This is a genomic window from Shewanella sp. HL-SH8, assembly GCF_051165765.1.
GTDB classification, from domain to species: Bacteria; Pseudomonadota; Gammaproteobacteria; order Enterobacterales; family Shewanellaceae; genus Shewanella; species Shewanella glacialimarina.
Window position 1 is genome coordinate 165,199 of sequence record NZ_CP195039.1, and the last position, 26,281, is coordinate 191,479.

At 41.1% G+C, this 26,281-nt stretch carries 24 protein-coding genes; 10 read left to right on the forward strand and 14 right to left on the reverse strand.

What is annotated here, in order from left to right; translation table 11 throughout:
- Window positions 1-48 precede the first annotated feature (48 nt).
- Window positions 49-1,407: an isochorismate synthase gene (locus tag ACRWQN_RS00705; protein ID WP_434939454.1), complete on the reverse strand. Its 1,359-nt coding sequence runs from the start codon at window positions 1,405-1,407 to the stop codon at window positions 49-51.
- 268 nt (window positions 1,408-1,675) lie between these two features.
- Here ACRWQN_RS00705 and ACRWQN_RS00710 point away from each other — a divergent pair, with 268 nt between their 5' ends.
- Complete coding sequence (locus ACRWQN_RS00710) at window positions 1,676-2,869, forward strand: HD-GYP domain-containing protein (protein ID WP_434939455.1); 1,194 nt, start codon at window positions 1,676-1,678, stop codon at window positions 2,867-2,869.
- 22 nt (window positions 2,870-2,891) lie between these two features.
- Here ACRWQN_RS00710 and ACRWQN_RS00715 read toward each other — a convergent pair whose 3' ends face one another.
- From ACRWQN_RS00715 to ACRWQN_RS00730, 4 genes are read right to left on the reverse strand one after another with little or no spacing between them, the layout of a single operon-like run.
- Window positions 2,892-3,326, reverse strand: a complete 435-nt coding sequence (locus ACRWQN_RS00715) for a group I truncated hemoglobin (RefSeq protein WP_434927544.1) — start codon at window positions 3,324-3,326, stop codon at window positions 2,892-2,894.
- Complete coding sequence (locus ACRWQN_RS00720) at window positions 3,323-4,174, reverse strand: DUF3034 family protein (protein WP_434939456.1); 852 nt, start codon at window positions 4,172-4,174, stop codon at window positions 3,323-3,325. Before ACRWQN_RS00720 ends, ACRWQN_RS00715 begins: the two co-directional genes overlap by 4 nt.
- Window positions 4,175-4,197: 23 nt before the next feature.
- The gene (locus ACRWQN_RS00725; RefSeq protein WP_434927546.1) at window positions 4,198-6,495 is read right to left on the reverse strand and encodes an EAL domain-containing protein; all 2,298 of its coding nucleotides are present in this window, start codon (window positions 6,493-6,495) and stop codon (window positions 4,198-4,200) included.
- Complete coding sequence (locus ACRWQN_RS00730) at window positions 6,485-7,165, reverse strand: methylamine utilization protein (RefSeq protein WP_434939457.1); 681 nt, start codon at window positions 7,163-7,165, stop codon at window positions 6,485-6,487. Before ACRWQN_RS00730 ends, ACRWQN_RS00725 begins: the two co-directional genes overlap by 11 nt.
- Window positions 7,166-7,604: 439 nt before the next feature.
- Between ACRWQN_RS00730 and ACRWQN_RS00735 the strand changes: the two genes are divergently transcribed.
- On the forward strand, window positions 7,605-7,787 hold the full coding sequence (locus ACRWQN_RS00735) for a hypothetical protein (protein ID WP_434927548.1): 183 nt from the start codon (window positions 7,605-7,607) through the stop codon (window positions 7,785-7,787).
- A gap of 150 nt (window positions 7,788-7,937) precedes the next feature.
- Here ACRWQN_RS00735 and ACRWQN_RS00740 read toward each other — a convergent pair whose 3' ends face one another.
- Complete coding sequence (locus ACRWQN_RS00740; RefSeq protein WP_434939458.1) at window positions 7,938-8,873, reverse strand: YeiH family protein; 936 nt, start codon at window positions 8,871-8,873, stop codon at window positions 7,938-7,940.
- 253 nt (window positions 8,874-9,126) lie between these two features.
- Between ACRWQN_RS00740 and ACRWQN_RS00745 the strand changes: the two genes are divergently transcribed.
- Both ACRWQN_RS00745 and ccoG read left to right on the forward strand, forming a co-directional pair.
- Window positions 9,127-10,569 (forward strand): sigma-54 interaction domain-containing protein, encoded by a 1,443-nt coding sequence (locus ACRWQN_RS00745; RefSeq protein WP_434939459.1) that lies wholly within the window; start codon window positions 9,127-9,129, stop codon window positions 10,567-10,569.
- Window positions 10,570-10,776: 207 nt separating this feature from the next.
- Window positions 10,777-12,237, forward strand: a complete 1,461-nt coding sequence (ccoG, locus tag ACRWQN_RS00750; RefSeq protein ID WP_434939460.1) for a cytochrome c oxidase accessory protein CcoG — start codon at window positions 10,777-10,779, stop codon at window positions 12,235-12,237.
- 102 nt (window positions 12,238-12,339) lie between these two features.
- Here ccoG and ACRWQN_RS00755 read toward each other — a convergent pair whose 3' ends face one another.
- Window positions 12,340-12,858, reverse strand: a complete 519-nt coding sequence (locus ACRWQN_RS00755; RefSeq protein WP_434939461.1) for a malate synthase — start codon at window positions 12,856-12,858, stop codon at window positions 12,340-12,342.
- Window positions 12,859-13,016: 158 nt separating this feature from the next.
- Between ACRWQN_RS00755 and ACRWQN_RS00760 the strand changes: the two genes are divergently transcribed.
- Window positions 13,017-14,546, forward strand: coding sequence for a DUF3612 domain-containing protein (locus ACRWQN_RS00760; RefSeq protein ID WP_434939462.1), 1,530 nt, complete (start codon window positions 13,017-13,019; stop codon window positions 14,544-14,546).
- A gap of 87 nt (window positions 14,547-14,633) precedes the next feature.
- On the opposite strand, the gene ACRWQN_RS00765 is transcribed toward ACRWQN_RS00760, so the two are convergent.
- A complete protein-coding gene (locus tag ACRWQN_RS00765) occupies window positions 14,634-14,852 on the reverse strand; it encodes a hypothetical protein (protein ID WP_434939463.1) in 219 nt (72 codons plus the stop codon).
- The gene (locus tag ACRWQN_RS00770; protein WP_434939464.1) at window positions 14,845-15,108 is read right to left on the reverse strand and encodes a CYTH domain-containing protein; all 264 of its coding nucleotides are present in this window, start codon (window positions 15,106-15,108) and stop codon (window positions 14,845-14,847) included. The genes ACRWQN_RS00765 and ACRWQN_RS00770 overlap by 8 nt, the downstream gene beginning before the upstream one ends.
- Before the next feature lie 339 nt (window positions 15,109-15,447).
- On the opposite strand from ACRWQN_RS00770, the gene ACRWQN_RS00775 reads away from it, so the two are divergent.
- Both ACRWQN_RS00775 and ACRWQN_RS00780 read left to right on the forward strand, forming a co-directional pair.
- Window positions 15,448-16,968 (forward strand): flavocytochrome c, encoded by a 1,521-nt coding sequence (locus tag ACRWQN_RS00775; protein ID WP_434939465.1) that lies wholly within the window; start codon window positions 15,448-15,450, stop codon window positions 16,966-16,968.
- 28 nt (window positions 16,969-16,996) lie between these two features.
- Window positions 16,997-17,350, forward strand: a complete 354-nt coding sequence (locus ACRWQN_RS00780; RefSeq protein WP_434939466.1) for a cytochrome c3 family protein — start codon at window positions 16,997-16,999, stop codon at window positions 17,348-17,350.
- Window positions 17,351-17,462: 112 nt separating this feature from the next.
- On the opposite strand, the gene ACRWQN_RS00785 is transcribed toward ACRWQN_RS00780, so the two are convergent.
- Complete coding sequence (locus ACRWQN_RS00785) at window positions 17,463-18,335, reverse strand: LysR family transcriptional regulator (protein ID WP_434939467.1); 873 nt, start codon at window positions 18,333-18,335, stop codon at window positions 17,463-17,465.
- Window positions 18,336-18,456: 121 nt separating this feature from the next.
- Between ACRWQN_RS00785 and ACRWQN_RS00790 the strand changes: the two genes are divergently transcribed.
- Complete coding sequence (locus ACRWQN_RS00790) at window positions 18,457-19,116, forward strand: TetR/AcrR family transcriptional regulator (RefSeq protein WP_434939468.1); 660 nt, start codon at window positions 18,457-18,459, stop codon at window positions 19,114-19,116.
- A 16-nt stretch (window positions 19,117-19,132) separates the two neighbouring features.
- On the opposite strand, the gene ACRWQN_RS00795 is transcribed toward ACRWQN_RS00790, so the two are convergent.
- The 4 genes from ACRWQN_RS00795 to ACRWQN_RS00810 form a co-directional block, all read right to left on the reverse strand.
- The gene (locus ACRWQN_RS00795) at window positions 19,133-19,834 is read right to left on the reverse strand and encodes a DUF6445 family protein (RefSeq protein WP_434939469.1); all 702 of its coding nucleotides are present in this window, start codon (window positions 19,832-19,834) and stop codon (window positions 19,133-19,135) included.
- A gap of 291 nt (window positions 19,835-20,125) precedes the next feature.
- A complete protein-coding gene (gene gorA / locus ACRWQN_RS00800) occupies window positions 20,126-21,481 on the reverse strand; it encodes a glutathione-disulfide reductase (protein ID WP_434939470.1) in 1,356 nt (451 codons plus the stop codon).
- A 78-nt stretch (window positions 21,482-21,559) separates the two neighbouring features.
- Window positions 21,560-22,087, reverse strand: coding sequence for a hypothetical protein (locus ACRWQN_RS00805; RefSeq protein ID WP_434939471.1), 528 nt, complete (start codon window positions 22,085-22,087; stop codon window positions 21,560-21,562).
- A 105-nt stretch (window positions 22,088-22,192) separates the two neighbouring features.
- A complete protein-coding gene (locus ACRWQN_RS00810) occupies window positions 22,193-22,882 on the reverse strand; it encodes a hypothetical protein (protein ID WP_434939472.1) in 690 nt (229 codons plus the stop codon).
- 389 nt (window positions 22,883-23,271) lie between these two features.
- Between ACRWQN_RS00810 and prlC the strand changes: the two genes are divergently transcribed.
- Both prlC and ACRWQN_RS00820 read left to right on the forward strand, forming a co-directional pair.
- Window positions 23,272-25,311, forward strand: coding sequence for an oligopeptidase A (gene prlC / locus ACRWQN_RS00815; protein ID WP_434939473.1), 2,040 nt, complete (start codon window positions 23,272-23,274; stop codon window positions 25,309-25,311).
- Between the two features lie 179 nt (window positions 25,312-25,490).
- The gene (locus ACRWQN_RS00820; RefSeq protein WP_434939474.1) at window positions 25,491-26,153 is read left to right on the forward strand and encodes a PilZ domain-containing protein; all 663 of its coding nucleotides are present in this window, start codon (window positions 25,491-25,493) and stop codon (window positions 26,151-26,153) included.
- The last annotated feature ends 128 nt before the right edge of the window (window positions 26,154-26,281 follow it).

Here is a 26,281-nt window from a genome sequence, read left to right on the forward strand (position 1 = left end):
TTGGATGCGAGCAAATCAATGGGTGATCCGCTCGCGTTCAAACAGCCATTAAAAATCGATTAATATCGATAAAACCGTCTCCAGTTTATTCTCTAATTCTTGCCATTCTGCATCTGGGTCGGACCCTGCGACTATGCCCGCGCCAGCAAATAAGGTAATTCGACGTGGATCAATCAATGCACTGCGAATAGCGACTGAAAACTCAGATTCATAATGATTAAAATAGCCACAAGCTCCGGCATACCAACCCCGGGTGTAACCTTCACGCTGACGAATAAAGTTCAGTGCACTGTGGCGAGGCAACCCTCCTACCGCAGGAGTTGGGTGCAGCGCGCGTAATAGGTCAAAATCATTCACCCCTGCTTTTAACTCTGCTCGAATTGCGCGGTGTAAATGCTGAATATGGGTTAATTTAAATATTTTAGCTTGCTCGTCAGCGCCAACATACTGACTAAGTGGTTTTAATTCACCCACGATATGCTGCCTAACCAGCTGGTTTTCATGACTGTTTTTAGCATCGTCTAATAACTGCTGCGCTAAAAAGTCATCTTCTTCCTGATTTAAACCTCGGGTCGTTGTGCCAGCGAGGGCTTCGGTAAACAACTCATTCTGACGACGTAAATATAACCGCTCTGGTGAACATGATATAAATGTCCTTTCAGGACTAAATTGAAACCCAAACTGGAAGCTATTAGGATTACGCCCCTGCCAGCAAGCCAGTACAGTCCAGGGGTCAAGTGACTCAGCTATATCAATTTGTGTTTGTCGCGACAGCACAACTTTAGGGGTAGTTTGATTAAAATTATCTTGAGTCACTTGCTCAACTAACTCGCGCCACCGCTCTTGATTCGGTAAGTCACTGCGACTCATTAGTTGTGTTTTATTCGGCGGTGAAAGCGGTTTAGGCCGTTCTATTTTAGAGATTAAATCAAGCGCTTTTTGGCACTCTAACTCTCGATCTTGGCCATCGAAATTTAAATTAAGTAAGATTTTTATTTTATGACCACTTCGTCTTAATTCTATACGAGGCAGAACAAACCGAACCCGTCCAAAGTCAGTCCAGCAGTCAACCGTACGGTCAAATGCTACCCCACCGTAGTAACGTAAGTCTTGGCTTGCGCCCTTACTCCGCTGTGCCTGGTAGTCTGCGGATAGTTGATGATCATCCACTTGGTCTTGATAATAGAATTGTTTACACATCCCAATAGCGGCAACTTCTTCTGCCTTGTCGCGGCCATGCCAATAAATACGTGGATACTGAGTTTGTGCACTCAACCAAGATAATAGCGGAACTGCTGGTGCTTCTACAGATAGTTGTACAATCGGCACGATATTAGGCGCCTGCATAACTTGGGCAAGTTTTTGCTTTAAGTCATTAAATTGTGAACTAAAAAAGTGACCAGACAATACCGACTCCTATTTATGCTGATAATTTAGATAAAGTTAATCAACCAAAGATTCAGTGTCAATCGTCAACTCTGCACGCTGTGATCTATAATTAATTAATATGCTAATATTGCAGAATGATGGTGTAAACTATTGCGCATGCTGTAACGTAAATCTTTAAGGTTTTTAACATTGACCCCAAGGAAGGCTCAACATTAAGCAGGCCAATATAACTTTAACTATTATATAAATTGTTAAGTGCATTTTTGACCTTGAGGGCGCTTGTCAAATGAGTGATTCAATAGAATCTTCAAACACTGTAAAAATTCCAGTCGCCAAACTAAACCTCGGTATGTTTGTGACGGCTATCGATCATAACAACAGCACTGTAGAAATTGCCAATGCCGGCCAAATAAAAAGCCGTGACGCTATTACAAAATTAGCTAACAGCAATATTAAATTTGTATGGGTAGATATTGACCGCTCATCAGACAGTTGCGGTCTAAAAAAAGTGCCTCCACAGCAAGTGCCTGGTAAACCACTGGCAAGAAAAGCCACTATTAGCCGTGATGCGCAACAAGTTCACGCCAAAAAACTTCTCAATGAAGCGAAAGGGTTAATCAAAAAAGTATTATCTGAAACCTTTGAAGGTAAAGCCGTTGAGGTTGGTCCCTTTGAAGCCGTTGCCGATAAAATGATTGAATCTGTGATGGATGATGCTGACGCCTTTAAATGTATTTCAGCGCTGCGCACCAAAGATGCTTATTTGCTGGAACACTCAATCAATGTCGCATTTCTATTAGTGACTTTCGGTAAACACCTCAAACTAGATATCGACACCTTGCGCCATATGGCTGTTGGTGGTATTTTGCATGATATTGGCAAAGTGAAAGTCGATAATAAAATTTTGCATAAACCCGGAAAACTAACACCGGAAGAGTTTGAGCATATGAAACTGCATCAAGTGTATGCGGTTGAAATTATGGAAGACACCAAGGGTTTGTCGCAGATCAGTAAAGACGTATGCTTAATGCATCACGAAAAGCTAGATGGCCGGGGCTACCCGAAAGGTTTGAAAGGGGATGAACTTCCAATACATGGGCGAATGAGTTGTATTGTCGATATTTTTGACGCGCTAACTGCAGCACGTTGTTACAAAGAAGCCATGAGTCCGGCTGCTGCATTTAAAATCTTAATCAGCTTAACGCCCTTCCACTTAGATCAATCATTGGTTTACGAGTTTATCCGCTGTATTGGGATTTATCCTGTGGGATCACTGGTACAACTGTCAGATGAACGTGTCGGTATTGTCTGGGAAGCTAAAAACCGTGATGCACTACACCCTATAGTGAAATGTTTCTACTCGTTAAAACACAAACGCTATACCGATGTCACTATGGTGGATTTGCTAAAAGCTGACATTAACATTGAACGCGGTATCTCCCCAAGCGCACTAGATGTAGACCCTGCACCATTTTATTAATTCTTGATATCAATACATCATATTAATGGTAAGTAATGTCCCCATACATGGGGGCAAGCTTAGCGAGTAAAGCATTGCGGGTTTGTATCGGAATATCGTTCAGCTGCATTGCTTTGGTTAAATGGCCGACAACAGCGTCAAAGTCAGCCTGGCTAATGTTCAACCCCTGATGCGCATTAAACATGCTCTCGCCTTGGTAGTCACACCCGCCCCCGGACACAACACATAAATGTTCGACTAATCTTTGCTTAAAAACACTAATATCCGTTTCACGAAAGTGATCAACTATGCGTTCATCTTGTGAAATTAGCTTTAAAAAATCATCGGTAATTAACTCAATACCGTGATAACCGCCAAGGCGTTGGTAAAGTAGGTTTGTAGATGGTTTAGTAATAGAACAGCCTAAACATATCACTAACAAAACACTGCTAATTAGCATAATACCAATGTGTCTCATAACGCCCCCTCAACTGAGAGATACCAGCCTTTTTGTTGCTCAAAACCCGCAATATCACCTAAATCGGCATAAGCGGCTGTTACTGAAAAATGTTTATTCACAAACCATGCTAAAAAAATATCTTGCCAGTCGTCTTCTTTAGCAAAATCCAACTGATTGGGTTTCTGACGATACTCGTAACCTAGGGCAAGATCATCTCGTAATAAAACAGCTACTGAGCCCTCTAACATCAACTGATAGTCATTTGAATTCACACTACCAAAACCCAGTAAACCAATTTGATTCGCCTTAGTGGCTCGCACCGTAGCATTAAGTAATAAATTACGACCCGCTATCGCATCTAAAATCACCTTGCTAGAGGCTAAATAAATATCTAAACCTGAATCATCTTGCGCACCTACCGCGCTGGGCAAACCAAAATCGTCAACTTTTTTATACTGCATACCCACACTGATTTGTGGCATGGAACTATAAAGTAACTCGCCTGCAAGTTTATATTTTATCCCTAAAATATCTTGTCCAAGTTCACCACCTAATGAATCTAAACTAAATGTTTGTTTGGCTATGCTAAGTTCAAATTGATTATCATAACTGACGGATGCGCCCACGACATTAAGGGTAAAGTCATCAACTGCAACCTGAGTAGCCATTGCGGTTGCCGCCCACTCACCACTACTGCCATAACCGTTAATCACTGCCCAGGGAACAATACCGCCACCAGCTGTTCCCTCAATTTCACTGGCGCCACCCGTGGCAATAATTCTGCTCGATTCAGCATAACTATTGGGGATAAAAATCACACAGATAGATAAAGTTGCGGCAGATATGGCCTGTAAAATATGTTGCATGTTAAATTCCCACGCTATTAGAGTTAAGCTGTCGTGCGATTAAATTCACTCACCCAAACCTGCAACTCGGCAGCTTTGACGGGCTTAGAAAACACATAGCCTTGGATAATATCACAGTCCATTTGCTTTAAAATATCAATCCCTAATGGGGTTTCAACACCTTCGGCGACCACAGACAAAGCCAAGCCTTTAATCAATTTAATGCTGGTTTCAACTATCATATGGTCAGTCGCGTTATGATGAATGTCTTTGATAAAACTGCGATCTATTTTCACTTCATTAACGGGTAACATTTTTAAATAAGCTAATGACGAGTGACCCGTCCCAAAATCATCAATCGCAATATGAAAGCCGTGTTGTTTAAATTGGTTAAGCACCTTAATGGTAGTTTCTGTGTCTGTCATTACCGCACCTTCGGTAACTTCAATAGCTATCGCGTTAATAGGTAAATTAACATCATGTAACTGCTGCGCTAATCGAGCTGGCAATGACTCATCCATTAAGTCATGTGCCGATAAATTAATCGCCACAGAAATAGCTAACCCTTGTTGATGCCAAATGTGCGCCTGACGGATAGCTTCAGCCATAACCCATTCACTAATAATCGAAATGTTACCTGAGTTCTCGGCAAGTAGGATAAATTCATCTGGGGGAACAAAGCCCAAATCTGGATGCTGCCAGCGAATTAATGCTTCAACAGCATGACAAGTATTAAGTTGAATATTCACCTTAGGCTGATATACCAAATGCAATTGCCCTTGAATTAATGCTTGCGGTAAATCCCGCACCAATGACAACTCGCGTTGATATTTATCATCATCACCTTCTTGATAAACATACGAATCATCGGCTTGAACACAGGCATGGTTCAAGGCTATCTCAAGGTGTCTAAAGAGAGTGTCTATATGTTGATACAAGCCATTCAACTGCACAATGCCAGTTCTAATTGATAACGTTATTTTTGACCCTGCAACATCAAATGGCATAACCACACCATGTAAATACTGGCTAATCTCAGCTTTATTTGCCGGTTGTTGTAACAACAATAAAAAGGCATCGCCGTCTAACCTTGCAACAAGGGATACATCGATAGACAAGCGGCTTAACCGTTCAGAAAAACTGACTAACAGCTGATCACCATTAGCAAAACCAATAATGTCATTCACTTGCCTAAAATGCTTAATATCAATCAATAACAAGGTACCAGTTAAGCCAATAATTTTATGTTTGATGTGTTTTTCGGCGGCAAAACGATTGAACAACCCCGTTAAGGGGTCGTGTTCAGATTGATATAAAAAGTCTTGTTCACGTTGCTCAATATTACTGCGCATTGTGGATAAAGTATCTGCAAGAGCCTGCAATTCTGCAGGGGCGCCGTAAATTTTAGTCGGATTTTCACCCTGGCCCACTTTTTTAGCGAAATTAACCAAAGCATCTATCGGTTTAGTTAATCCATTGGTGACCCACATGGCCACAATAAAGGCCAATAAAGAAGTGAATGCAAATATCAGCAGCATGTTGTTACGCAGTTGCTGATAATTGAGTTGCCAGCGCTGATTAGACTGATGCAATACGACCCATTGCGCATCACTTTGCGGATCTAACTGAATAGCCTGGGACAAATAGTTATCAGGATAGTGCTCTTGTGGGTGAAGGGTAGCATCGGCAAAACTGAATGAGATATCACTTAAGTGTTGAATCAATTCTGGCGCTAAAGTAGAAATAATTTCAACAGGTATTGATGTTGAGTTAATAAAACTCACATCGATACCTGTCATCGCCTTAGCTTGTTGAGCCACATTTTCATCGAGTAAAAAGCCCATACCAACCCAGGCAATTAATGTGGGCGCTTTTACTGGCTGAAACACAAATTGGTAGTTAGCGTGATTAACATTTAACATCACAAAGTCGTTATCTTCACTTTTATGCTTGGTAAATAAGCTAGCAACATCGTTGGCCGATAAACCTGTCAAACTAGACGATAACAACTGCCCCTGCGGTGAAAGTAATATGGCCGCATTAGCATTAATACGTTTACCGTGATTCGATAAAACCGAAGAAATGGTCTCTTGCTCTTTAGTTGCAACAGCACGTTTAAAGCCAAAGTCAGCACTCAGTAATGACAAACTCTGATTCAACTGTTCACTGCGGTTAGCCAAAATATCGCTAAAAACGTTAATACCGACACTTAATCGCTGTATTTGCTGTTGCCGACTCGCATTTTGAGTCGCATTCAACACAAATACTGCAGTTAACAGTTGCACCACTGTCAGTACCACTAAAAAGACCAAAATCAATCTATGTCGAAAACTATTGCGCATTGGCTAACTCAATTTGAGTTGACTGACGGGTTGCAGCAAATCCTGCTGGGGGGGATGTTGGCTTGTCCTGATGTTCTATATCAAGCTGTAGCTCAAGCGTTTTTTGGGGTTCGCCGGTTAATACCATTGGTGCTACTGCCAAGGAAGTTTTCTGCCACGGGTGCCATACGTTAACGCTATATGTTCCTGGGATTAAATCATTAAAGCTCACACGACCTTTATTATCGCTGACACCGTAAAGTGGACTTTGGGCGACATAAATAAAGGCCTGCATATAATCATGAATATTACAGCCTATCGCCACAATACCTGGCTGTTCAAATTCGATTGGTTCTTCTGCTTTTCCGACATATAACTTTAATTCAAACGGTTTTGCGGCTGAAAATGAATACACATGGTGCCGGGTACGATCAAAGTTAGGAAAATTGACTTTATCGCCTTGTTGAACAGCCAGTACAAAAGGCTGGAATATTCGATTCTGCTGCTTCATTTCATGATTGTTAATGGCTGATGCTGACATACTATGTTCAGGGATCAACTCCACCACAGCATCACTGATTGAAGCACCTTGAAGGTCACTCACATCAACATCTAAGATAGTCGCTGACGCGCCAACAGATAAGGTAAAAAAGGTTAACAATATCAGCACCCGTAATCGAAAACTCAGCATTTATATCTCTTCTTGGTTGATGACACATTTGCAGTAAGTTTAGCTTAACCCTTTGCATAAATGCATAATATTACTCAGCTCACTATGTAACTAAGTATGATCAATATAACCAACTTCTTACCAATATAACTAATAACATAATTTACGCTGTTTGGATTTATCAATTCCCGCAAACAAGTGTTAAGTGCGTAAACATTACCCTCAAATATTCATTAAAAAGCCTATGCAAGTAAAACTGGCCACATCTACAGTGCTTGTTATCGTCTGGCACAATTACCCCGAGGTGACGTTCAGTATTTAGTAGCATGTTTAACTCAGCTAACCCAGTCACGACAAAATGGTAACCAATCAGTTATGAGATAGTTAAAATTGATATTGGCGCCAGCAAAGTCATTACCTCGATAATATAATCCGCTTTTATCATTATATTGGAGGGGAAATGACACAATTATGGCTATCACGCCGGCTTAAATCAGCTGTGATTATTACCTTATGTATTATCGCCGTTATTGCCTCCATACAAACCACAGGACTCACACGCGCGTTAATCGAGTTAGTCGCATTCGGCGGTCTTATTTGGCTCGCATTAAGCAAACCCGATATTAAACAGCACGACGCCTAACGGTTAAGCCTTAAACAGGTTGTGCTACCGCTGATCCCCTCGTTCTAGTTATTCATGTCTTTGTGATAGATTTTATTTACCGATTTCAGCATCTTTTTGTGCATAAAACTGCAAGGCAAATTCAGTATCATTACTCTGAAGCTTTCATATCTAAAATGTCACAATATAAAACAATGAACTGCTGCCAATAGCAAACCATAGCAACACGCCTAACAGCAACGGTTTAGGACCATTAGCGCGCATTTTTTTGACTGTAATCGCCGCGCCAATTAAAAATAAGCACAAGACTAACACTTGTTTAGACACAGCAAACAATAGGTTATAAACCGGTTGCCCCTGGGGGATAAAGTAGGCAACTAAAATGGCGACACAATAAAACAGAATAAAAAATGGAATGGTAATTTTGCTTTTATCACCACCAAAGGCAATAGCACTTAATAATGCGATAGGGATAATCCACAACGCTCTAGCAAGCTTAACTGTGGTGGCAATTTTTAACGCATCATCACCATAAGCCGCCGCCGCACCTACAACCGACGAGGTGTCGTGAATAGCAATAGCGCTCCACACGCCAAAATCATATTGAGACAATTGCAGCGCATGGCCAATCGTTGGAAACACAAACAAGGCGATTGAATTGAGTAAAAATACGCAGGCTAACGACACAGCAATTTGATCATTCTTCGCATTAATCGCCGGTGCGACAGCAGCAATAGCACTGCCGCCACAAATAGCAGTACCACAGCTAATTAAATGTCCGGTTTTACTGTCTAAGCCCATTAATCGTGTCAGGCCGTAACCTAAAATCAAGGTAAAGAAAATTGAGCCCACAATGAGGCCAAGATTATTACTGCTGGCGTCAATCGCTTCAGGTAAGTTAATCCCAAAACCTAAACCAACAATCGAATACGCCAGTAGCTTTTTAGTCCACTTACCTAAATCAATACTGTCAGGCACCAAACCGATACTCGCCAACGTAAACCCCATCAGTAGAGCTACCGGAGAAGATATTAGCGGCGTAAGGCACAACAAGCCCACTGCAATAAACAACCACATTTTATAATGTGTAGTAGATAAGTTCGTCATGGAATAACACGTTAAAAAAGCAATCCGCTATTGTAACAACTTGATTGTACTCAAACGATGTTTATAGTGGATAATTTCAACCCACTACACAAATTATGCCTAGATCGGGAATAGTTAATTGAATGCTGTCTCCAGCAGCATTCAAACTAGGCAAGAGGAACAAACTGCTGTGGGCGACATTTAAGTCGCGAAATATCGTGACTTAGTTATAATGATTGATATTCCTTGTTGATCAGTCTTTATAAGCTTAAATATGACCGAAAAATCCAGCTTAACCACCAGCCATTTTCTGCCAGAAAATACCTTGCTACTCAATGCAATGACTGAAGGTGTCTATGGCTTTGACCTTAAGGGCAACGCTGTGTTCATCAACCCAGCAGCAGAGCACATGACTGGGTGGAATGCTGAAGAGTTAATCGGTAAAAATATTCATGATTGTCACCATCATAGTCATGCAGATGGTAGCCATTATCCTCAGCAAGATTGTCCGATATATCGCACATTACATGATGGTATTGCACGTCAGGTCAGTGACGATGTGTTTTGGCGTAAAGATGGTAGTTGTTTCCCTGTTTATTACAGCTCAACACCGGTTTATGATAATAATATTCTTATTGGTGTTATCGCCATCTTTCGCGATGTGAGTATTCAAAAGCATACTGAAGATTCATTACGCAAAGCCCTCGCACAAGTACAAGCCTTATCTGAGCGATTAACCTCAGAGAATCAATACTTACTCACCGAACTACAAGGTAAGCAAGGCGCTATGGGCTTGTCTGGCAACAGCAAAGCCATAAACCATTTAACTCAGCAGATTAATCTCGTTGCTAATACCGACAGCACGGTATTAATTTGTGGCGAAAATGGCACAGGAAAAGAGCTAGTCGCGCGTAGCCTGCACCAATTGAGCCACCGAAAAAACCAGCCCATGGTGAGTGTCAATTGCGCTGCGTTCTCGGCATCCATTTTAGAAAGCGAGCTATTTGGCCATGAAAAAGGCGCATTTACAGGGGCGATTAGTCGACGTAAAGGCCGCTTTGAATTGGCTCATAATGGCACGCTATTCTTAGATGAAATTGCTGAGCTCAGTCTTGAAGCACAGTCAAAGCTATTACGTGTTATTCAAGAGCAATCTTTTGAGCGTGTGGGTAGCAGCGAAACCATTAAAGTGAATATTCGCCTTATTGCAGCTACTCACCATGATTTACCAGCCCGTGTAGAGCAAGGGTTGTTTAGGATGGACTTATTTTATCGCCTTAATGTTTTTCCTATTCAAGTTCCCCCTCTGCGCGATAGGCAAGAAGACTTACCTAACTTGGTAAGTGATTTGGTCGTATCACTCAGTCAAAAACTGGGAAAGAAAATCACCAAAGTAAGCGCAAAAGGCTTACACAAGTTACAACAATACCCTTGGCCGGGAAATGTACGTGAGCTACAAAATTTAATCGAAAGAGAAATCATTCTAACCCACGACAACACGTTAACATTTAATAGTTTACAGCTGCCCACACTCAAAGATAACAATACTGCCATTAAGCAACCTTTAACCATGATAGAAGCCGAGGCTGCGCATATTATCGACATACTAGAATTGACTCAATGGCGAATATCAGGCCCAAATGGCGCAGCAGCCATGCTGGCATTGCCGCCCAGCACATTGCGATCTCGAATGAAAAAACTCGGTATTAACCGTTAGCCTGACGCTTAATCAATATTGGATTCATCAAGCGACTCACTTAAACATCATGACCACTAAGTCACGATATTTCGCTTAATTGCGATATATCGTGATGCATCATCAACTCAAAAAAATATTTCTCTATTAAAATCAGCTTGATAAATAAAAACTATGTTGGCTTACCTATTGCTATATAACGACGTAATGTCATTTTAGGAAAACAACATGTCAGCACCAGAATCAAGTCTATTAACTTCATCCCAACGCATCCCTATTGTGAATGTCAGCTCTTCCCCCTCAGGCAAAATTCATGTGCGTGAACAATACGGTGTATTTCAGCGGATCAGAAAATACAGCAATACTTTACTGATAGCCGTTTTCTTTTTATTACCCTTTATCAGCTACCAAGGACGTCAGGCGATTTTGCTTGATGTTACCCAGCAACAGTTTTTCTTTTTTAATATCACCCTATGGCCACAAGACTTTACCATTCTGGCCTGGCTGTTTATGGCGGCGGCATTTGCGTTGTTTTTTGTTACCGTTTATTGGGGCAGAGTATGGTGTGGTTTTTTATGCCCTCAAACGGCGTGGACCGCTATGTTTATGTGGATAGAAGCTAAAGCTGAAGGAAACCATCACCATCGTGCCGCATTAGATAAAGCCCCTTTATCAGCATCAAAAATCCGTAAACGTGTTACCAAGCACAGCCTATGGGGCATTACTGCATTAGTGACTGGTTGTGGTTTCATGGGCTACTTTATGCCCGCCAGAGCGCTATATATCGACATTTTCACTTTCTCTAGCGGTTTTTGGACTGGCGTTTGGGTATGGTTTTTTGCTTTATGTACATATATTAATGCGGGTTGGATGCGCGAAATGATGTGCTTACATTGTTGTCCATATTCGCGTTTTCAAGCGGTTATGTTTGACTCAAATACCAAAACTGTCAGCTATGATGCCGCGCGAGGCGAATCAAGAGGGCCACGAAAACGTTCACAAAGTACTGATTTAGGTGATTGTGTTGACTGTAATTTATGTGTCGACGTTTGCCCAACAGGTATCGATATTCGCAATGGTTTACAGTATGAATGTATCAACTGTGGCGCCTGCGTTGATGCATGTAATCAAACGATGGAAAAATTTGGCTATTTACCGAATTTAATCAGCTTTACTAGCGAGAATGCACTCAAGTCATCAAAATCGACACCTCAACTGCAGCCCCTTACTGAGCAACAACCCAGTATTCCAACTAAAAAGCTATCATTAAAAGCGCTAGGATACGCATCAGCTTTACTCATTATGTGCGTATTAATGGTAGTCGACTTAACCAATCGCAGTTTAATTCAACTTAATGTAATACGAGACCGCCAAACTCTCTATCGCGAGGTTGGGGAGTTTGTCGAAAATAGCTATCAACTTAAAATCCGCAATAAAACCCAACAAGCAGTCGACTATATTATTGGTGTTAATAGCTTGCATCAGGGTTGTGACCTCACTCTAATCACTCACAATAAAGTCCATATTCAACCAGGTGAGCAAATCGAATATCCGGTGACCTTACGCTGTAAGCAGTCAGAAAATACCACGCCGATGAGTAAACAAACCATCAACTTTTATATCGCCGACCAAGCAAAGCCATCAAACAAAGTCAGCCAACAGTCTAATTTTTTCTGGCCAAGCAACTAATTTTCTAGCCAAGCAACTTAAGCAAGTAATCAAAAAGCCAGCAGAATTAACCCGCTGGCTTTCAAAAATTCTTTATTTAGTACACTAATGTTAGCAATAAGCTTAACGCTGGTGCATAGCGTAATCGCTACCATCTTTAGCAGTAAACACTTTACAACGGCCTTCTGTAGGCTTGCAGCTAGAGTGTAATAAGCTTATCCATTGCTTATAAGGTGTCGGCAAATTCTTGATTGGCATTTCAATTTGAATATCTTCAATGTGTGCCAAATCATCAGTACCAATATCGCCTTGGCGATCAAAACAAATTTCAATATGAGTGTCATTATTTTTCAATACGACTGATGTTGGCTCACTCTTATGGCCTGTTAATGCCACAAATTGACAAGGATTTTGTAATCCAGACTGAGTGCCATCTTTTAAAAATGCTAAAAGATGCGTGTAATAAACAACATAGCTAGTCACATCTTGGTGTGAACCTGTTGCTAGTGGGAACTGGGCATCTAAAAACTCTTTCGCATTAATAGAGCGATCTAATTCATTAGTTGTTGCCACAAATTGCTCACCAATAAAGTGGTTAAGGTTTTGAGTAGATGTTTTGCTTGCTTGAGTAGACATGTTCATAGCCTTATCCTCTTCTTTTAATCGTAGGTCACATTATTTTTATTTATAATGATTCAAATTAGTTTTTGATTTAAGCCTTGTTCGCAGCTTGATTTTTAGTCTATGCTATTTTTACCAAGAATTTCACAATAAAAATTTTACAGTGTGAATTATACAAAATGAGAAATGATAGAAGCTTGATGCGAAAGACCCATTTTTTGGGCACAAAAATAAGAAACTTGCGAAAACGCAACAACTTAACCATGGAAGACTTATCTGCCCGCTGTATGCGGGTAGATGCAAACAACTCACCTTCCGTGTCATATTTATCTATGATTGAACGTGGTAAGCGTGTACCAAGCGCCGATATGCTTGCGGTTATTGCGGTGGTTTTTCAAAAAGAAGTCGGCTGGTTTCTGGATGACGAGCCAGAAGATGACGCCATCACGCCCGAAAAAGGCAATAAAGGTGGCATTAGTGGTATGCCGCTAGAGCCAAGTTTTTTATTCTCTAATGATATTTTACAAATCGCGATACCCGAAATGCTGTCGCAAACCGGTACATCGGGCAGACAATTTGCCCACTTGTTGATCCGCGCGCATCAAGAACACCACCAAAATCATTTTCCTGATTTAGAACGTGCAGCTGAAGATGTGGGTTTAAAACGCATGCCATTAATGGCTGATGACATGCTGACTATCGCCGCCAGAATGGGGCTAATAATTAAGTGGATTGACCGAACACCACAAGAAATTCGTGATGAAATGGGCGCAAGTTCACGTCAATTAGTCACCTCGTTTTTTGAACCACCCGGCACAATTTATTTAAACAATACTTTAAAAAATCGCCCTCACCGTTTGAAATATGACTTAGCGGTGCATATTGGCCATTGTGTATTACACAATAAAGATGGCTTAAAGTCGGTGATGACATCAGGGCGAAAAGAAGAAGGTGATGACAACGGTATTCCACAGTCAAACACCCTTAACGCTCAAGATATTTTACATGCCTGGCGTGATTTTGAGTCAAGCTTTTTTGCTGGCGCATTACTATGCCCTAAGGTTCCTTTTAGACAATTACTTGACCGTCACGGCTATGAAATTAGCGTTCACAAGCAGTTGCAGGTTTCGGCATCGGTTGCTATGCGCCGCATGACCGTAGTGTCCCCTTATCCACATTGGCATTTTTTTGATGCCTATGCTCCTGGCAAACTCAAGGCTGTTTATCGCGGTAATGGTATTCCGCTGCCGTGGGGCAATATGCGTTTAGTGGAAGATCCTTGTCAGCACTGGGCAGTGTTCAGAATGATTAATGAGCCGTCATCTGGTACATCAGCGCAAATTTCGATTCTTAATGTGGGTAATCAACCGCGAATATATTGCTGTGAATCTATTAAGGTTGAAGACTCTGCGGGTAACCCTCATGTGCTTTGTGCCGGTATTGATTTGAACCCGGCCATTGATGCCCAGGGTAAAGATTCACTGTCGATTGCCAATGATTTGAAACAAGCGTGCGCTTCTAATGGTGGTTCTGTGGTTATTCCAAGGCACATTAAACAGGACCTCACCAGTGTGGCTAAAATTCTTAACATTAATTGGATTGAACGCGGCATTAAAAATGACGCCCGCTTAATTTGCTCACGCGGCGCAGTGTGCCCAAGACAGCCAAGTTGTTACGCTGTTGGTAAAAATTTATGTGAAGAGAATTAACTCAAACACTGTAAACATTAAAATGCCGTTTAAATATCAATTTAAACGGCATTTTATTCGCTTACAAAAGATGTGACCAATAGCAGCTTAAGCCCATTGGCTATAAGGCTGTTTCATTAATGAAGAATTGTAATAACGATTATCGCCAGTCACCTCTTCACCTAACCAATCCGGTTTTATCACCACTTGCTGCTCACTTTCTAACTCAAGTTCAGCGACTACCAAACCTTGATTATCACCATAAAACTCATCTACCTCAAATACTTGGTTTTGATATTCCACCAAGTACCGGGTTTTATCAATCACCCCCTTGTTCACATAATTTGAGCAAGTCTTGTGCCTCTTGCACACTGATTTCTTTTTCCCACTCAAAGCGTGACAAACCGGCTTGATTACTAATGCCTTTGATGGTTAGAAAACCTTGCTCACCCATTATTCTAACCCTGACAGTGCGCGACTTTTCAGAGTTTAAATACCCCTGGATAATTCTGGTCGAGCGATGAGCAAGTGATTTAAATTGGTCATTATGCACAAGGTACTTACGTTCAATTTCGACAGTCATATAATTATATTCAGCTAACGATGATTGGGAGTATTATTGAAAGTTATCACCTATTTGTATAGCAATTTATGCCCTTGCGATGGTCATAACTGATCTTACAGCCAACGGTCTTCTAACCGATTTATGCAGCAGAACTTCAAACTGACGGAAATGACACTATGACCATTTGGAATCAATTCCAACTCGTGAGAAAGCTCACGCCATCAACAAAACTGCTACCTACTTTTGAGTATTAACAATCCGTTCATTTATTAGCCTAAAACTGCCATCAGTTCCCATTTTGGAATTGATTCCGGCCTTATTCTTATTGTGTCGAATATAAGAAAGGGGTGATGATCCATGAGCAATGTAGATCTATTAGGGCGCCGTAAGTTTATCGCGGGACTAGGTGTAGCGGCAGGAGCAGCCATGGTTGCACCAGCAATGGCTATATCCGAAAAAGCGGATGGCGTTAAATGGGACAAAGAAGTTGAAATTGTCATTATTGGTTCTGGCTTTGCAGGCTTAGCCGCAGCCATTGAAGCCAGTAAGTTAGGCGCTAAAGACGTTCATATTTTTGAAAAAATGTCTTATTTTGGTGGTAACTCATCTATCAATGGTGGGTTATTTGCCGCACCAGTTACGCCGATGCAAAAGACAGAAGGCGTAGACGATTCAGTTGATCGCATGGTGGCTGACCAATTAGCGTCAGGTCGTGGTATTGCCGACGAAGCACTATTACGTCATGTTGCCTCCCATGCAATGGAAGCATTGCAAATGACTTTGGATGCGGGTTCTGAATACCATCCATATTTACAGCAATTAGGCGGTCACTCTGTAGCAAGAACCTACCAAACTACAGTGAGCTGTGGCGCAGGAATTACCCAACCACTTTTGCATAAGTGTCGTGACTTAGGTGTTAAAACCCACAATCGTTCAAAATTTGAAGGCTTTCTTGTCGGCAATAAAGGCGAAGTGTTGGGTGTTAAAATGCGTGACAATTACCACTTTGGTGAAGACCAGCCTGGTAAAGTGCTCAACATTCGCGCCAAACGCGGTGTGATTATGGCCACTGGTGGCTTTGCACAAAATGTTAATTTAAGAATGGCACAAGACCCAACGCTTACCGCTGAAGTGGGCTGTACCAATGCTCCAGGCGCTACAGGCGAAGGCATGTTTGAAATGTTCCGTCTTGGCGCAATTCCTGTGCATCTTGCGCATATCCAATCTGGCCCATGGGCATCACCTGATGAAGGCGGCTTTGGCTATGTGTCTAACTATGCTATCTACAACTTCCCACATTCTATCGCGGTTAACCGTTTAACTGGTCAGCGTTTTATGGATGAAATTGCCGATAGAAAAATACGTGCAGATGCTGAATTAGCCTGTCGTGATGAGCAAGGTAATCCATTACCGCCTATTTTAATCACCAGTTTTGAAGACTCTAAAAATCACCCTAATACTGAAAAAGTAATTAAGTACAATGTAGGTTGGAAGTTTGATTCAATTGAAGATTTAGCAAAGTATTTCAATATGCCACTTAAGCCATTAAAAGCTCAAATTGAAGAATATAACGGCTATGTCAAAACGGGTAAAGACTCACAGTTTGGCAAGAATATGGTTAAAGCTGCTGGCAAGTATATTAAAGCCCCCTTTACTGTGGTGCGTTTATGGCCAAAAGTACACTACTGCCAAGGGGGTGTGATGGTAAATACCAAGGCGGAAGTTAAAGATAGCTTCACTGGCGCGCCGATTACCGGCCTTTATGCTGCTGGTGAAGTGTGTGGTGGTATTCACGGTGTTAGCCGCTTAGGTAGCTGTTCAATACCAGAGTGTATGGTAATGGGGATGACCGCTGCCCGTAGCATGATGACCGTTTAGTAAAGACCAGATACAAGAGGAGTTATTGATGAAAACATTAAAAATTATGCTTGCACTGGGCTTACTTAGCTTAGCCAGCTTATCAGTTCAAGCAGTAGAAATTAGAGATTACCACAAAGATGTTATCGGTAAAGATTGTAAAAGCTGCCATGGCAATGGCATCAAACAGTATCCCTCAGATCAAGCTTGTTTGCAGTGCCATGATGTTGATGACTTGGCCAAGCAAACCGCCAGAAGTGAAGAAGAAAAGTGGCAAAATCCACATAATAACCTTCACTATGGTAAAGAGTTACCTTGCCAAGAATGTCATGGTGAGCATAAAGTTAAAAAACCACTCTGCAGCAACTGCCATACGTTTAAGTACGATAAACATAAGGAATAAATAGCATAAATTCCATTGCAGTTTTATTCTTTGTAAAAGCGGTAATGAAGATTAAATTTTCAAAATGCCAATCTTAATAAGATTGGCATTTTTATAAGTTCGTTAATCGAGATTAATTAACGCTGCGAACGTCTGCTAATTCTTGCACATTCGATTTTAACAACGAAATAAGTTGTAGCGTAGTAGCTGTCTGTGTTTCAGGATTAACATACAATGACTCATTAAACATCGGTAAAGGCGGTAATCCGTGCTCTATCGGGTCAAGTATTTGCATTTTATCTGTAACCCTAAATTCTGCGATAGGCGCAACCACAAGGTCAGTTTCAACCGCCATACACAAGGCGTCAGGAGAAGGCGTTGATAACAGCACGTTAATTGGCCGCATTGAAAGTTGGTGGTTAGCAAACACCTGGGCACGAATGGGACAATTTTCAGGATAAAGCGCCATTGGAATAGTGCTACGTAAATGTGCTTGGCCATTTTTAGCTGCAACCCAAATAAACTTTCGCTCAAACAACAATTCACCTTGAACGGGTGGCTGCCAATGTGTTGCCACTATTAAGTCAAAGTCCCCCTGCTTCAAACGCTTATAAAGATTACCACTGACGCCGGTATCAATAACCAACTCAATGCAGGTGAACTCACGAATAAACTCCAACAGACAACTTTTTAAGTATCGTTTGATGTAATCAGTAGGCACACCAAGACGAATAACCTCACGATTAACGCAATCTTTCAAATCATCTAACGCTTGTAAATGCAGCTGAGTCATTTTATAGGCATAGTTCAATAGCGTTTTACCTGACTCAGTCAAGGTTACACCTTTGTTATCCCTAATCAATAGTTCTTGGCCAACACTCTCTTCCAGTTTTTTGATTTGCAAACTCAAGGTCGATTGAGTTCGGCATATCTTTTCGGCCGCTTTTGATAAGTTGCCGCTTTGTGCAACGGCGATAAAACCTTCCAGCAATTCTATTTTTAACATGGGCTATTGATATTATTCATAGTGCTACCAGTATTACTCAATGCCCAACAAGTTAGAAGTTTGTTACTGTTTAAATGTGATGCTGTAGTCAAGATCTTTTATAAAGTGTGAGGAGTGTAATATGAGCAGCTGGGATCAGCGTGGTAAGTACTTAGTTGACGTGTCACAGCGTTGCTTAAAAGGTCATAAAACCTTTGACTTATGCCGCTCTCATTTAGTCCAAGCTAGCCAGATTTCAAAGGGAACAATTTATAATCATTTTAATAGCGAAGCTGATTTAATCGTAGCTGTAGGGTGTGATCAACTAGAGCGCTGGTTAACACAGGCAAACATTGACTCTGAAGTATATCCCGACCCTTATACTCGGTTTATCTACCATCATTGCCAGCGCTTATATTCAATTTTATCTGAGAATATGTTTGTTATTGAACGGGTACTGCCCAATGATGACATTCTCAATAAGAGCAGCGATGCATTTCAAGAGAAATTCACAACACTGGCAGCGGCTTATTATCACTGGAATGCTGATGCGATTAAAGAAATTGGTGAAATAAACGGTTTTGATCGAGTGGAATTGGTTATCCAATATTTGCGGGGTGCGCTGATTAATATTGATGATGCACAAAAGCAATATGATTCCCCAGAACTCTACCACCAGCTGAGTTACGCCTTAACCCAATTGATAGGTCATTCAAATAAACGTATCCCTGCATTGAAAGACTTTAAAACTTGGTTATTAACCCAAGGTCAAAGTAGGAATGCACAAGTCAACCCGAACTAATCAATCACCTAAGGCGCTAATTCACACTGAAAAAAGAGTTAATTGTGGTGCGATTGTAAGAAGATGATTTGTCAAACTCCACTGCCTCAGTAATATTAGCACTGTGCAGAATATTGCTAGCATAAATGATTAACCGATTAGATTTAGCATCAACAGAAAACACTTTTTCAAAAAATTGATCCGTTTCGTTGATATAACCCCCTCTTACATCGGCGGCTTGTTTCACCTCTTCCACCATTTTTAAAATCACCGCTTTATCCTCATGCGCTAGTTGTAGTTTATCGATGCCTTTATAACGATAAAAACTTGTTCCTCCCAAACAATTATCATTCAGGTAATGCACTGCCGCGATATGATTAACTGATAATGAATCAAAATGTGGCATTGTTTGTATTACATCAAGTTGTTCTGGGGGCAAAGTCACTTTTGACAACCAGCTTTTAATGATCTGAAATTGTTTAAAAATATGCCCTTGTGGGTGCTCGCTTAAACGGTTGAATAAACTGGAAAGCAATCGATAGTAAGGCTTGGGCATTTCGTCACGCATGCCTGGAAAAAGCGTTCCATCTGCGCCTACAGGATTAAAATAAGCAATTTTATCGCAGTAATGCAGCACCTTATCGAAATCGTCAATGACGTTATCAATAATCCAAATAGATGCATTAGAGTGAGGAATATGGGTAAGGTTGATTTTGAGGTTTGAGCTTAAACTATACATACGAAATACGATGTCCTTTATATCGTGACTTTACTATCACCACCTAATCTGGCAGTACCAATGAAAAGCATTTAGCTAATCTAAGTCTTATACGATAATATGAGGAGTTACGATCTTTTTTATCGATTGTAATAGTCTATTGATTTTAAAGCGTTGATAAACCCTACTTTAGTATCATTTAGACTCACCGCCAACGGCATGAATATGAAAGACATGATTGGAATAAATGCTCAGGCAATAAAAAAGCAAACGCTGTCGTTTGCTTTTTTTGTCTATTAATAGCGATAGCTATTATCTCATAGTAACAAACTCTTCTGCACCTGTTGGATGTATAGCGACTACTGAATCGAAGTCTGCTTTGGTTGCGCCCATTTTCATGGCAACACCAAATCCTTGAAGTATTTCATCCATACCAAAACCGATACCGTGAATACCTACTACCACTTCATTATCTCCAGCACATACTAGCTTCATTTTACAGGCTTGACGGTGTGCTGTGACAGCTGTGTACATTGAAGTAAAGCCTGAGGTGTAGACTTTCACCTTATCTTTACCGTACTGCTCAATCGCTTCGGATTCGGTAAGCCCCATAGTACCAATTGGAGGATGACTAAACACCACAGTAGGGATCAGGCTGTAATCCATTTTTGCATTAGGCATTTGACCAAATAAGCGCTCTGACAATAAACGCCCCGCTTTTACGGCAACTGGAGTTAGCTCTACACCACCTTCCATAATATCGCCAACACAGTAAATGCCTTTTGCGGTAGTATTTTGTTGCTCATCGGTTACTACATAACCTTTGGCATTTAAAGTAACATCAGTATTTTCAAGACCGATATTATCCGTTGCTGGTGAACGCCCAATCGCCCAAATTAGCGTGTCTACGGTAATGCTATTACCGTTTTCAAGCTCTAGCGTTAAGCTAGCATCCGCATTTTTAATCACTTGCTTTGGCGTACTATGAGTATGTAATGTTGGGCCATCGGTTGCCATTGCTTCAACAAGCGCATCAACTAAGATAGGGTCAAAGTTGCGCAAAGGTGCATGTTTACGCACTAATAAATGAGTTTCACTACCAAGGGCATGTAATACGCCTGCTAGTTCGACAGCAATATAACCCGCACCCACTACGGCGACGCGCTTTGGTTGTTCACGTAACTCAAAGAACCCGTTTGAATCGATACCGTACTCGGCACCTGGAATATCAGGAATAGTCGGCGCGCCACCGGTTGCGACCACAATATGGTCGGCGGTGTAATGTTCACCATTCACTTCAATGGTGTTGTTATTAACAAACTTGCCGTAACCGTTTAGTAGTGTCACTTTGTTGCTAGCAAAACCACGACCGTAGGCTTCGTGAATGCGTCCAATGTACGCTTCACGATTATCAACTAAGGTGTTCCAATCAAATTTATTAACTGTGACGTCAAAACCATAATCTTTGGCATAAAGATTCATGGCATCTGCGACATGCGCACCATACCACATCACTTTTTTAGGCACACACCCTACGTTTACACAGGTGCCACCCACATGTTTTGCTTCAATAATTAATACTTTTGCACCGCGCATTGCTGCACGATTTGCTGATGCGATACCGCCACTGCCGGCACCCAAAGCAATATAGTCAAAATGTTGAGCCATGATAATCTCCGCTGCAATTGATATGGCTATTGTAGGGAGGAAACGACTTGGATGCTAGGTGCCATTAATAAACTCGCGTTAACGTTTGTACTGGCATCGGTCGTGATCACCCTGAGAAGGTCCTTTTCCTGCGCACTGCAAACATTTCCACTCAGATAACCTAGCGGACAACTCTTTTTCAAAATGTTGTTGATGGCGGTTTTCTGTTCGAACTTTACCTTGCAAATAGGTAATACGATTATGCAGCCAGCGACAACTGGGATCATCGGCCATTTTAGCGGCTGCGGATGATTTTGTTTTGGAGGATGTTTTTCCTGACCCTTTGATGGATTTTGTAGCATTTTTTAACCGATATGGCGCAACTAATGCTTCTTCAGCATCATATTCAAGTGAAAATGAAGGCTGACTTATCTTAATAGGTTTACCTTCACTGTCATAAACACCATCTTTACCAAGCTTTACTGCTGATTGATTATTAAGCTCAGTTTGTTTTAACTTTGTATTGGCAGTTAGCTGTGCCCAATCATCACCGGCAATACTTTGATTGATACTTGAAAGACAAATGAGAGAAAATAAGACAAAACAGAATATAACGAAAAGTTTCATAATGCATCCTTGCAAAAGCTGAGGTGATAAAAAGCGCAACCATCCTGTTGCGCTTATAAGTGTAGACTAAGTTTCACATAAAGGTGCAATAGTCATCTAGCCGAATTAGAAAGCCCAGTTAACATGCACACCAACATAGGTTTGATTTAAACTCCCCTTAACACCCTCAACCAATGTTTCACGCTTAATATCCTCTAATGCTTTAGTACGGCTAAAGTGCGCTGACAATTCCACATTGTTAGATAGTGCATAACCCACTTCAACACCGAACTGTATGTGATTGGCACCATCATGTTGCTCAGTCACATATTGGAAATCAAAGCCCTGGAGAATATATGGCGTTACATTAAATAGTTCAGTAATCTCCCATGGGCTATGCAAGCTCACTTCTATAAAGTATCCATCGGCTTCAGTGGCATAGGTGTAACTTACTGCAGGCACTAACCAATCTATTCCAGTATAAGTGAGTGAACTAAACAACTCGTTATCTGAACCGCGTTCATCACCATAAAACTCTAACCGCTGATAACCCAGCGTAGCGTCAAGGTATTCATGTAAATGAACAGTGTATTCAACACCAAAATCCCACTCAATATAATGTGTTTGGTCACCGCGGCCTAATGCTACAAAAGCCATTAAATCATCTTGAATCACACTCGCAACTCCCCAGGCAATGCCGCCTTTATCGAGGTTATTGCGCCCTTCGGAGATATACTCGCTATCCCAAGCAATATCTAATGCAAACTCAGACGCTGACAGTTCTTGTACTGACGATGTTAAAAGGATACCTGTCAAGGTGAGCCCCATAATCGCGGTTCGCAAAAGATAAACCTGACTTAAGATATAAGTACTTATGATTGCTGACACAGGAGGTAACTTTGTCATAATGATTATTGACTCATCGAAACAGAAATTAACAATTTTAATAATACTAACTAATAGCCGTAAGAAAGATAATAATAACGAATTGCATTTGCGATCTAGTTGTCAATAGTTGCACCGCAAATAGCATGTAAATGCAAATCGGGAGCAAAATCACTTTTTTTAGTCAGTTTTTAACCTAGGTAATGCCTGATAGAGTATTCTTAGGCATACTCCGATTCATCCGAACAGCCTATTTGACTTGAAATTCAACCCTGTCGCCCTCATAAAGATCACATACGCCTACTCTTAGAGGAAACATTATGAGCAACCCATTGCTAAGTGGCACAGAATTACCGCTTTTTTCACAAATAAAAACTGAACACATTAAGCCAGCTGTAGAACAAGCCATCGAAAACTGCCGCAACAGCATTGATGAACTCCTCGCAAAGAATAGTCTATATACTTGGGATAACTTAATTGCGCCGCTCGAAGAAGTTGATGATGAGCTCAGTAAAGTCTGGTCACCGGTTTCTCATATGAATTCAGTTGTTAGTAATGATGAATGGCGTGAAGCACACGATGACTGCCTGCCACTATTATCGGATTACGGCACCTATGTAGGCCAACACCAAGGCTTATATGAAGCGTATAAATCGATTCACCAGTCCGCGGATTTTGGCCAATTAACCCAGGCACAAAAAATGGTGATTGAACAAAGCCTTCGTGATTTTGAATTATCGGGCATTGGCTTAAGTGATGCAGATAAAATCCGTTATGGCGACATAGTGAAACGCCTTTCAGAACTTACCAGCAATTTTTCCAACCAATTACTCGATGCCACCCAAGCGTGGACCAAACTGATCACCGATGAATCGGAGTTAGTCGGCTTACCGGAATCAGCTATCGCAGCAGCAAAAGCCATGGCTGACGAGAATGAGAAAACAGGTTGGTTATTCACCTTAGATTTCCCATCATATTTACCTGTTATGACCTACAGTGAAAACCGTGAGTTACGTGAAGAATGCTACCGTGCATTTGTAACGCGCGCATCAGACCAGGGCCCGAATGCGGGAGAGTTTGATAACAGCAACAACATGAATGAAATTATTGCACTACGTCATGAAATTGCTAACTTATTAGGTTTTAAAAGCTATGCCGATGAATCTTTGGCAACCAAAATGGCTGAAACCCCTGAGCAAGTGCTAGGCTTTTTAAATGAATTAGGTGAGCGCTCAAAAGATCAAGCTGCTAGCGAGTTGGCTGAACTTCGTGCCTTCGCAAAAGAACATTTCAATGTGACCGAAATGGCGTCGTGGGATTTAAGCTTCTATGCCGAAAAACTGCAACAGCATAAGTATGAAGTATCCCAAGAAGTGTTACGCCCGTACTTTCCTGAAAACAAAGCATTATCAGGTCTTTTCTTTACGGTAAACAAGCTGTTTGGTTTAACCATTAAAGAAGAAAAACAATTTGATACCTGGCATAAAGATGTGCGTTTTTTCCATATTTTTGATGCTGAAAACATTCACCGTGGCAGCTTCTATCTCGACTTATATGCCCGCACAGGTAAACGTGGCGGAGCATGGATGGATGATTGTCGAGGTCGTCGTATTACCTCTACTGGCCTACAAAAGCCAGTTGCTTATTTAACTTGTAACTTTAATGGCCCCGTAAATGGTAAGCCGGCTTTATTTACCCATGACGAAGTGATTACCTTATTCCATGAGTTTGGCCACGGCATTCACCACATGCTCACCAAAGTTGATGTAGGCGGTGTATCAGGCATTAATGGTGTGCCATGGGATGCGGTTGAATTACCAAGTCAATTTTTAGAAAACTGGTGCTGGCAAGAAGAAGCATTAGCGGAAATTTCAGGTCACTTTGAAACCGGTGAGCCACTTCCTAAAGCATTGCTGGATAAAATGTTAGCGGCAAAGAATTTCCAATCTGGCATGATGATGTTGCGCCAGTTGGAGTTCTCGTTATTCGACTTTAGAATGCATCATGAGTTTGATCCTGCTAAGGGCGCCGATATTCAGGGTATTTTAGATGAAGTACGCAGTAAGATAGCGGTATTAGTCCCCCCTAGCTTTAACCGCTTCCAACATGGCTTTGCCCATATTTTTGCCGGTGGCTACGCCGCGGGATATTACAGCTATAAGTGGGCTGAAGTATTGTCCGCAGATGCCTTTTCGCGCTTTGAAGATGAGGGTATTTTCAACTCAGAAACAGGCAAAAGTTTCTTAAAAAACATACTCGAAATGGGTGGTAGTGAAGAGCCAATGGAGCTATTTAAACGCTTTATGGGACGCGAACCTAATACCGATGCATTATTAAGACATAGTGGTATTGCTGTTTAACAAAATACTGTAAACAACAAAAGCGCCTTAATGGCGCTTTTTGTTTAAATTGAAACATCCACACTTGATAACTTAGGGCGTTTATCCATTATTGGCATAAAAAGAATTGCCTTACGGGGATTATCACAATACATTAACAGGCCTCCATACTAATAATAATCTATGAACGGACTTGAACGTTGACAGCCAATATACAGCCTATTTTCTTTGATTTAAAACCAGGAAAAATCGTCGATTTACAAATTGACCATCCTGTTAAACTACGTATAAAAGCGGCGTTAGCAGGTTATGATTTAGGCCAATATATTATCTTAAAACATCCCGCCCCACAGAATATGAATAACTACAGCGATGTGTTGACCGAAGGCAATGTGGTTGTTGTTCGTTATCTACTCGAAGGTCAACAAGGGGAGTGTTACGCGTTTAAAGCCACCATTCGAAATATCACTAAGATTCCTGAAAAATTTATATTTTTAACCTACCCAGAAAAAATTGAAAATAGACAACTACGTACTCATCAACGTTATGTCACCCATTTACCGGCATCGCTTGTCGCAAGAGGCGAACAAGAGGTTAAAAAAGCAGCCCAATTAAAGGGCATTATTTCTGATATTTCCGCAAAAGGTTGTGGTTTTGTTTTTAAAACCGACAACCCTAAAGTGACTGTAAACCAAAAAGATATCTTTGTTGTGCTTCGCTCACCTAGCGATCTTGAAATTACCATTCCCGCCAGAGTATGTAATAGTCGTTTTGAAAATGGCAAAGTGAATGTAGGCATTCAATTTAAAGAAGATGATGAACAGATCAAAAAGCTATTGAACCAACTCTTTATCGAATTGTAATGTCAGTCATCGACACTTCAGTCAAATAGCCTAACCAGCGCCCATTCCTGTTATAGCCGCTTTATTTAAACACCTTAAGTTATCGTTTATCGATAACTTATTGCCGATATAGAATCATTATGATAACT

Bases quoted from the DNA above. Each gene is read 5' to 3' on its own strand.
- ACRWQN_RS00770 (WP_434939464.1), bottom strand. From the start codon at position 15,108: ATGACTGTCGAAATTGAACGTAAGTACCTTGTGCATAATGACCAATTT.
- ACRWQN_RS00790 (WP_434939468.1), top strand. From the start codon at position 18,457: ATGAGCAGCTGGGATCAGCGTGGTAAGTACTTAGTTGACGTGTCACAG.
- ccoG (WP_434939460.1), top strand. From the start codon at position 10,777: ATGTCAGCACCAGAATCAAGTCTATTAACTTCATCCCAACGCATCCCT.
- ACRWQN_RS00735 (WP_434927548.1), top strand. From the start codon at position 7,605: ATGACACAATTATGGCTATCACGCCGGCTTAAATCAGCTGTGATTATT.
- ACRWQN_RS00720 (WP_434939456.1), bottom strand. From the start codon at position 4,174: ATGCAACATATTTTACAGGCCATATCTGCCGCAACTTTATCTATCTGT.
- ACRWQN_RS00760 (WP_434939462.1), top strand. From the start codon at position 13,017: ATGAGAAATGATAGAAGCTTGATGCGAAAGACCCATTTTTTGGGCACA.
- ACRWQN_RS00740 (WP_434939458.1), bottom strand. From the start codon at position 8,873: ATGACGAACTTATCTACTACACATTATAAAATGTGGTTGTTTATTGCA.
- ACRWQN_RS00805 (WP_434939471.1), bottom strand. From the start codon at position 22,087: ATGAAACTTTTCGTTATATTCTGTTTTGTCTTATTTTCTCTCATTTGT.
- ACRWQN_RS00775 (WP_434939465.1), top strand. From the start codon at position 15,448: ATGAGCAATGTAGATCTATTAGGGCGCCGTAAGTTTATCGCGGGACTA.
- ACRWQN_RS00715 (WP_434927544.1), bottom strand. From the start codon at position 3,326: ATGAGACACATTGGTATTATGCTAATTAGCAGTGTTTTGTTAGTGATA.
- ACRWQN_RS00725 (WP_434927546.1), bottom strand. From the start codon at position 6,495: ATGCGCAATAGTTTTCGACATAGATTGATTTTGGTCTTTTTAGTGGTA.
- prlC (WP_434939473.1), top strand. From the start codon at position 23,272: ATGAGCAACCCATTGCTAAGTGGCACAGAATTACCGCTTTTTTCACAA.
- ACRWQN_RS00730 (WP_434939457.1), bottom strand. From the start codon at position 7,165: ATGCTGAGTTTTCGATTACGGGTGCTGATATTGTTAACCTTTTTTACC.
- ACRWQN_RS00755 (WP_434939461.1), bottom strand. From the start codon at position 12,858: ATGAACATGTCTACTCAAGCAAGCAAAACATCTACTCAAAACCTTAAC.
- ACRWQN_RS00795 (WP_434939469.1), bottom strand. From the start codon at position 19,834: ATGTATAGTTTAAGCTCAAACCTCAAAATCAACCTTACCCATATTCCT.
- gorA (WP_434939470.1), bottom strand. From the start codon at position 21,481: ATGGCTCAACATTTTGACTATATTGCTTTGGGTGCCGGCAGTGGCGGT.
- ACRWQN_RS00780 (WP_434939466.1), top strand. From the start codon at position 16,997: ATGAAAACATTAAAAATTATGCTTGCACTGGGCTTACTTAGCTTAGCC.
- ACRWQN_RS00745 (WP_434939459.1), top strand. From the start codon at position 9,127: ATGACCGAAAAATCCAGCTTAACCACCAGCCATTTTCTGCCAGAAAAT.
- ACRWQN_RS00785 (WP_434939467.1), bottom strand. From the start codon at position 18,335: ATGTTAAAAATAGAATTGCTGGAAGGTTTTATCGCCGTTGCACAAAGC.
- ACRWQN_RS00710 (WP_434939455.1), top strand. From the start codon at position 1,676: ATGAGTGATTCAATAGAATCTTCAAACACTGTAAAAATTCCAGTCGCC.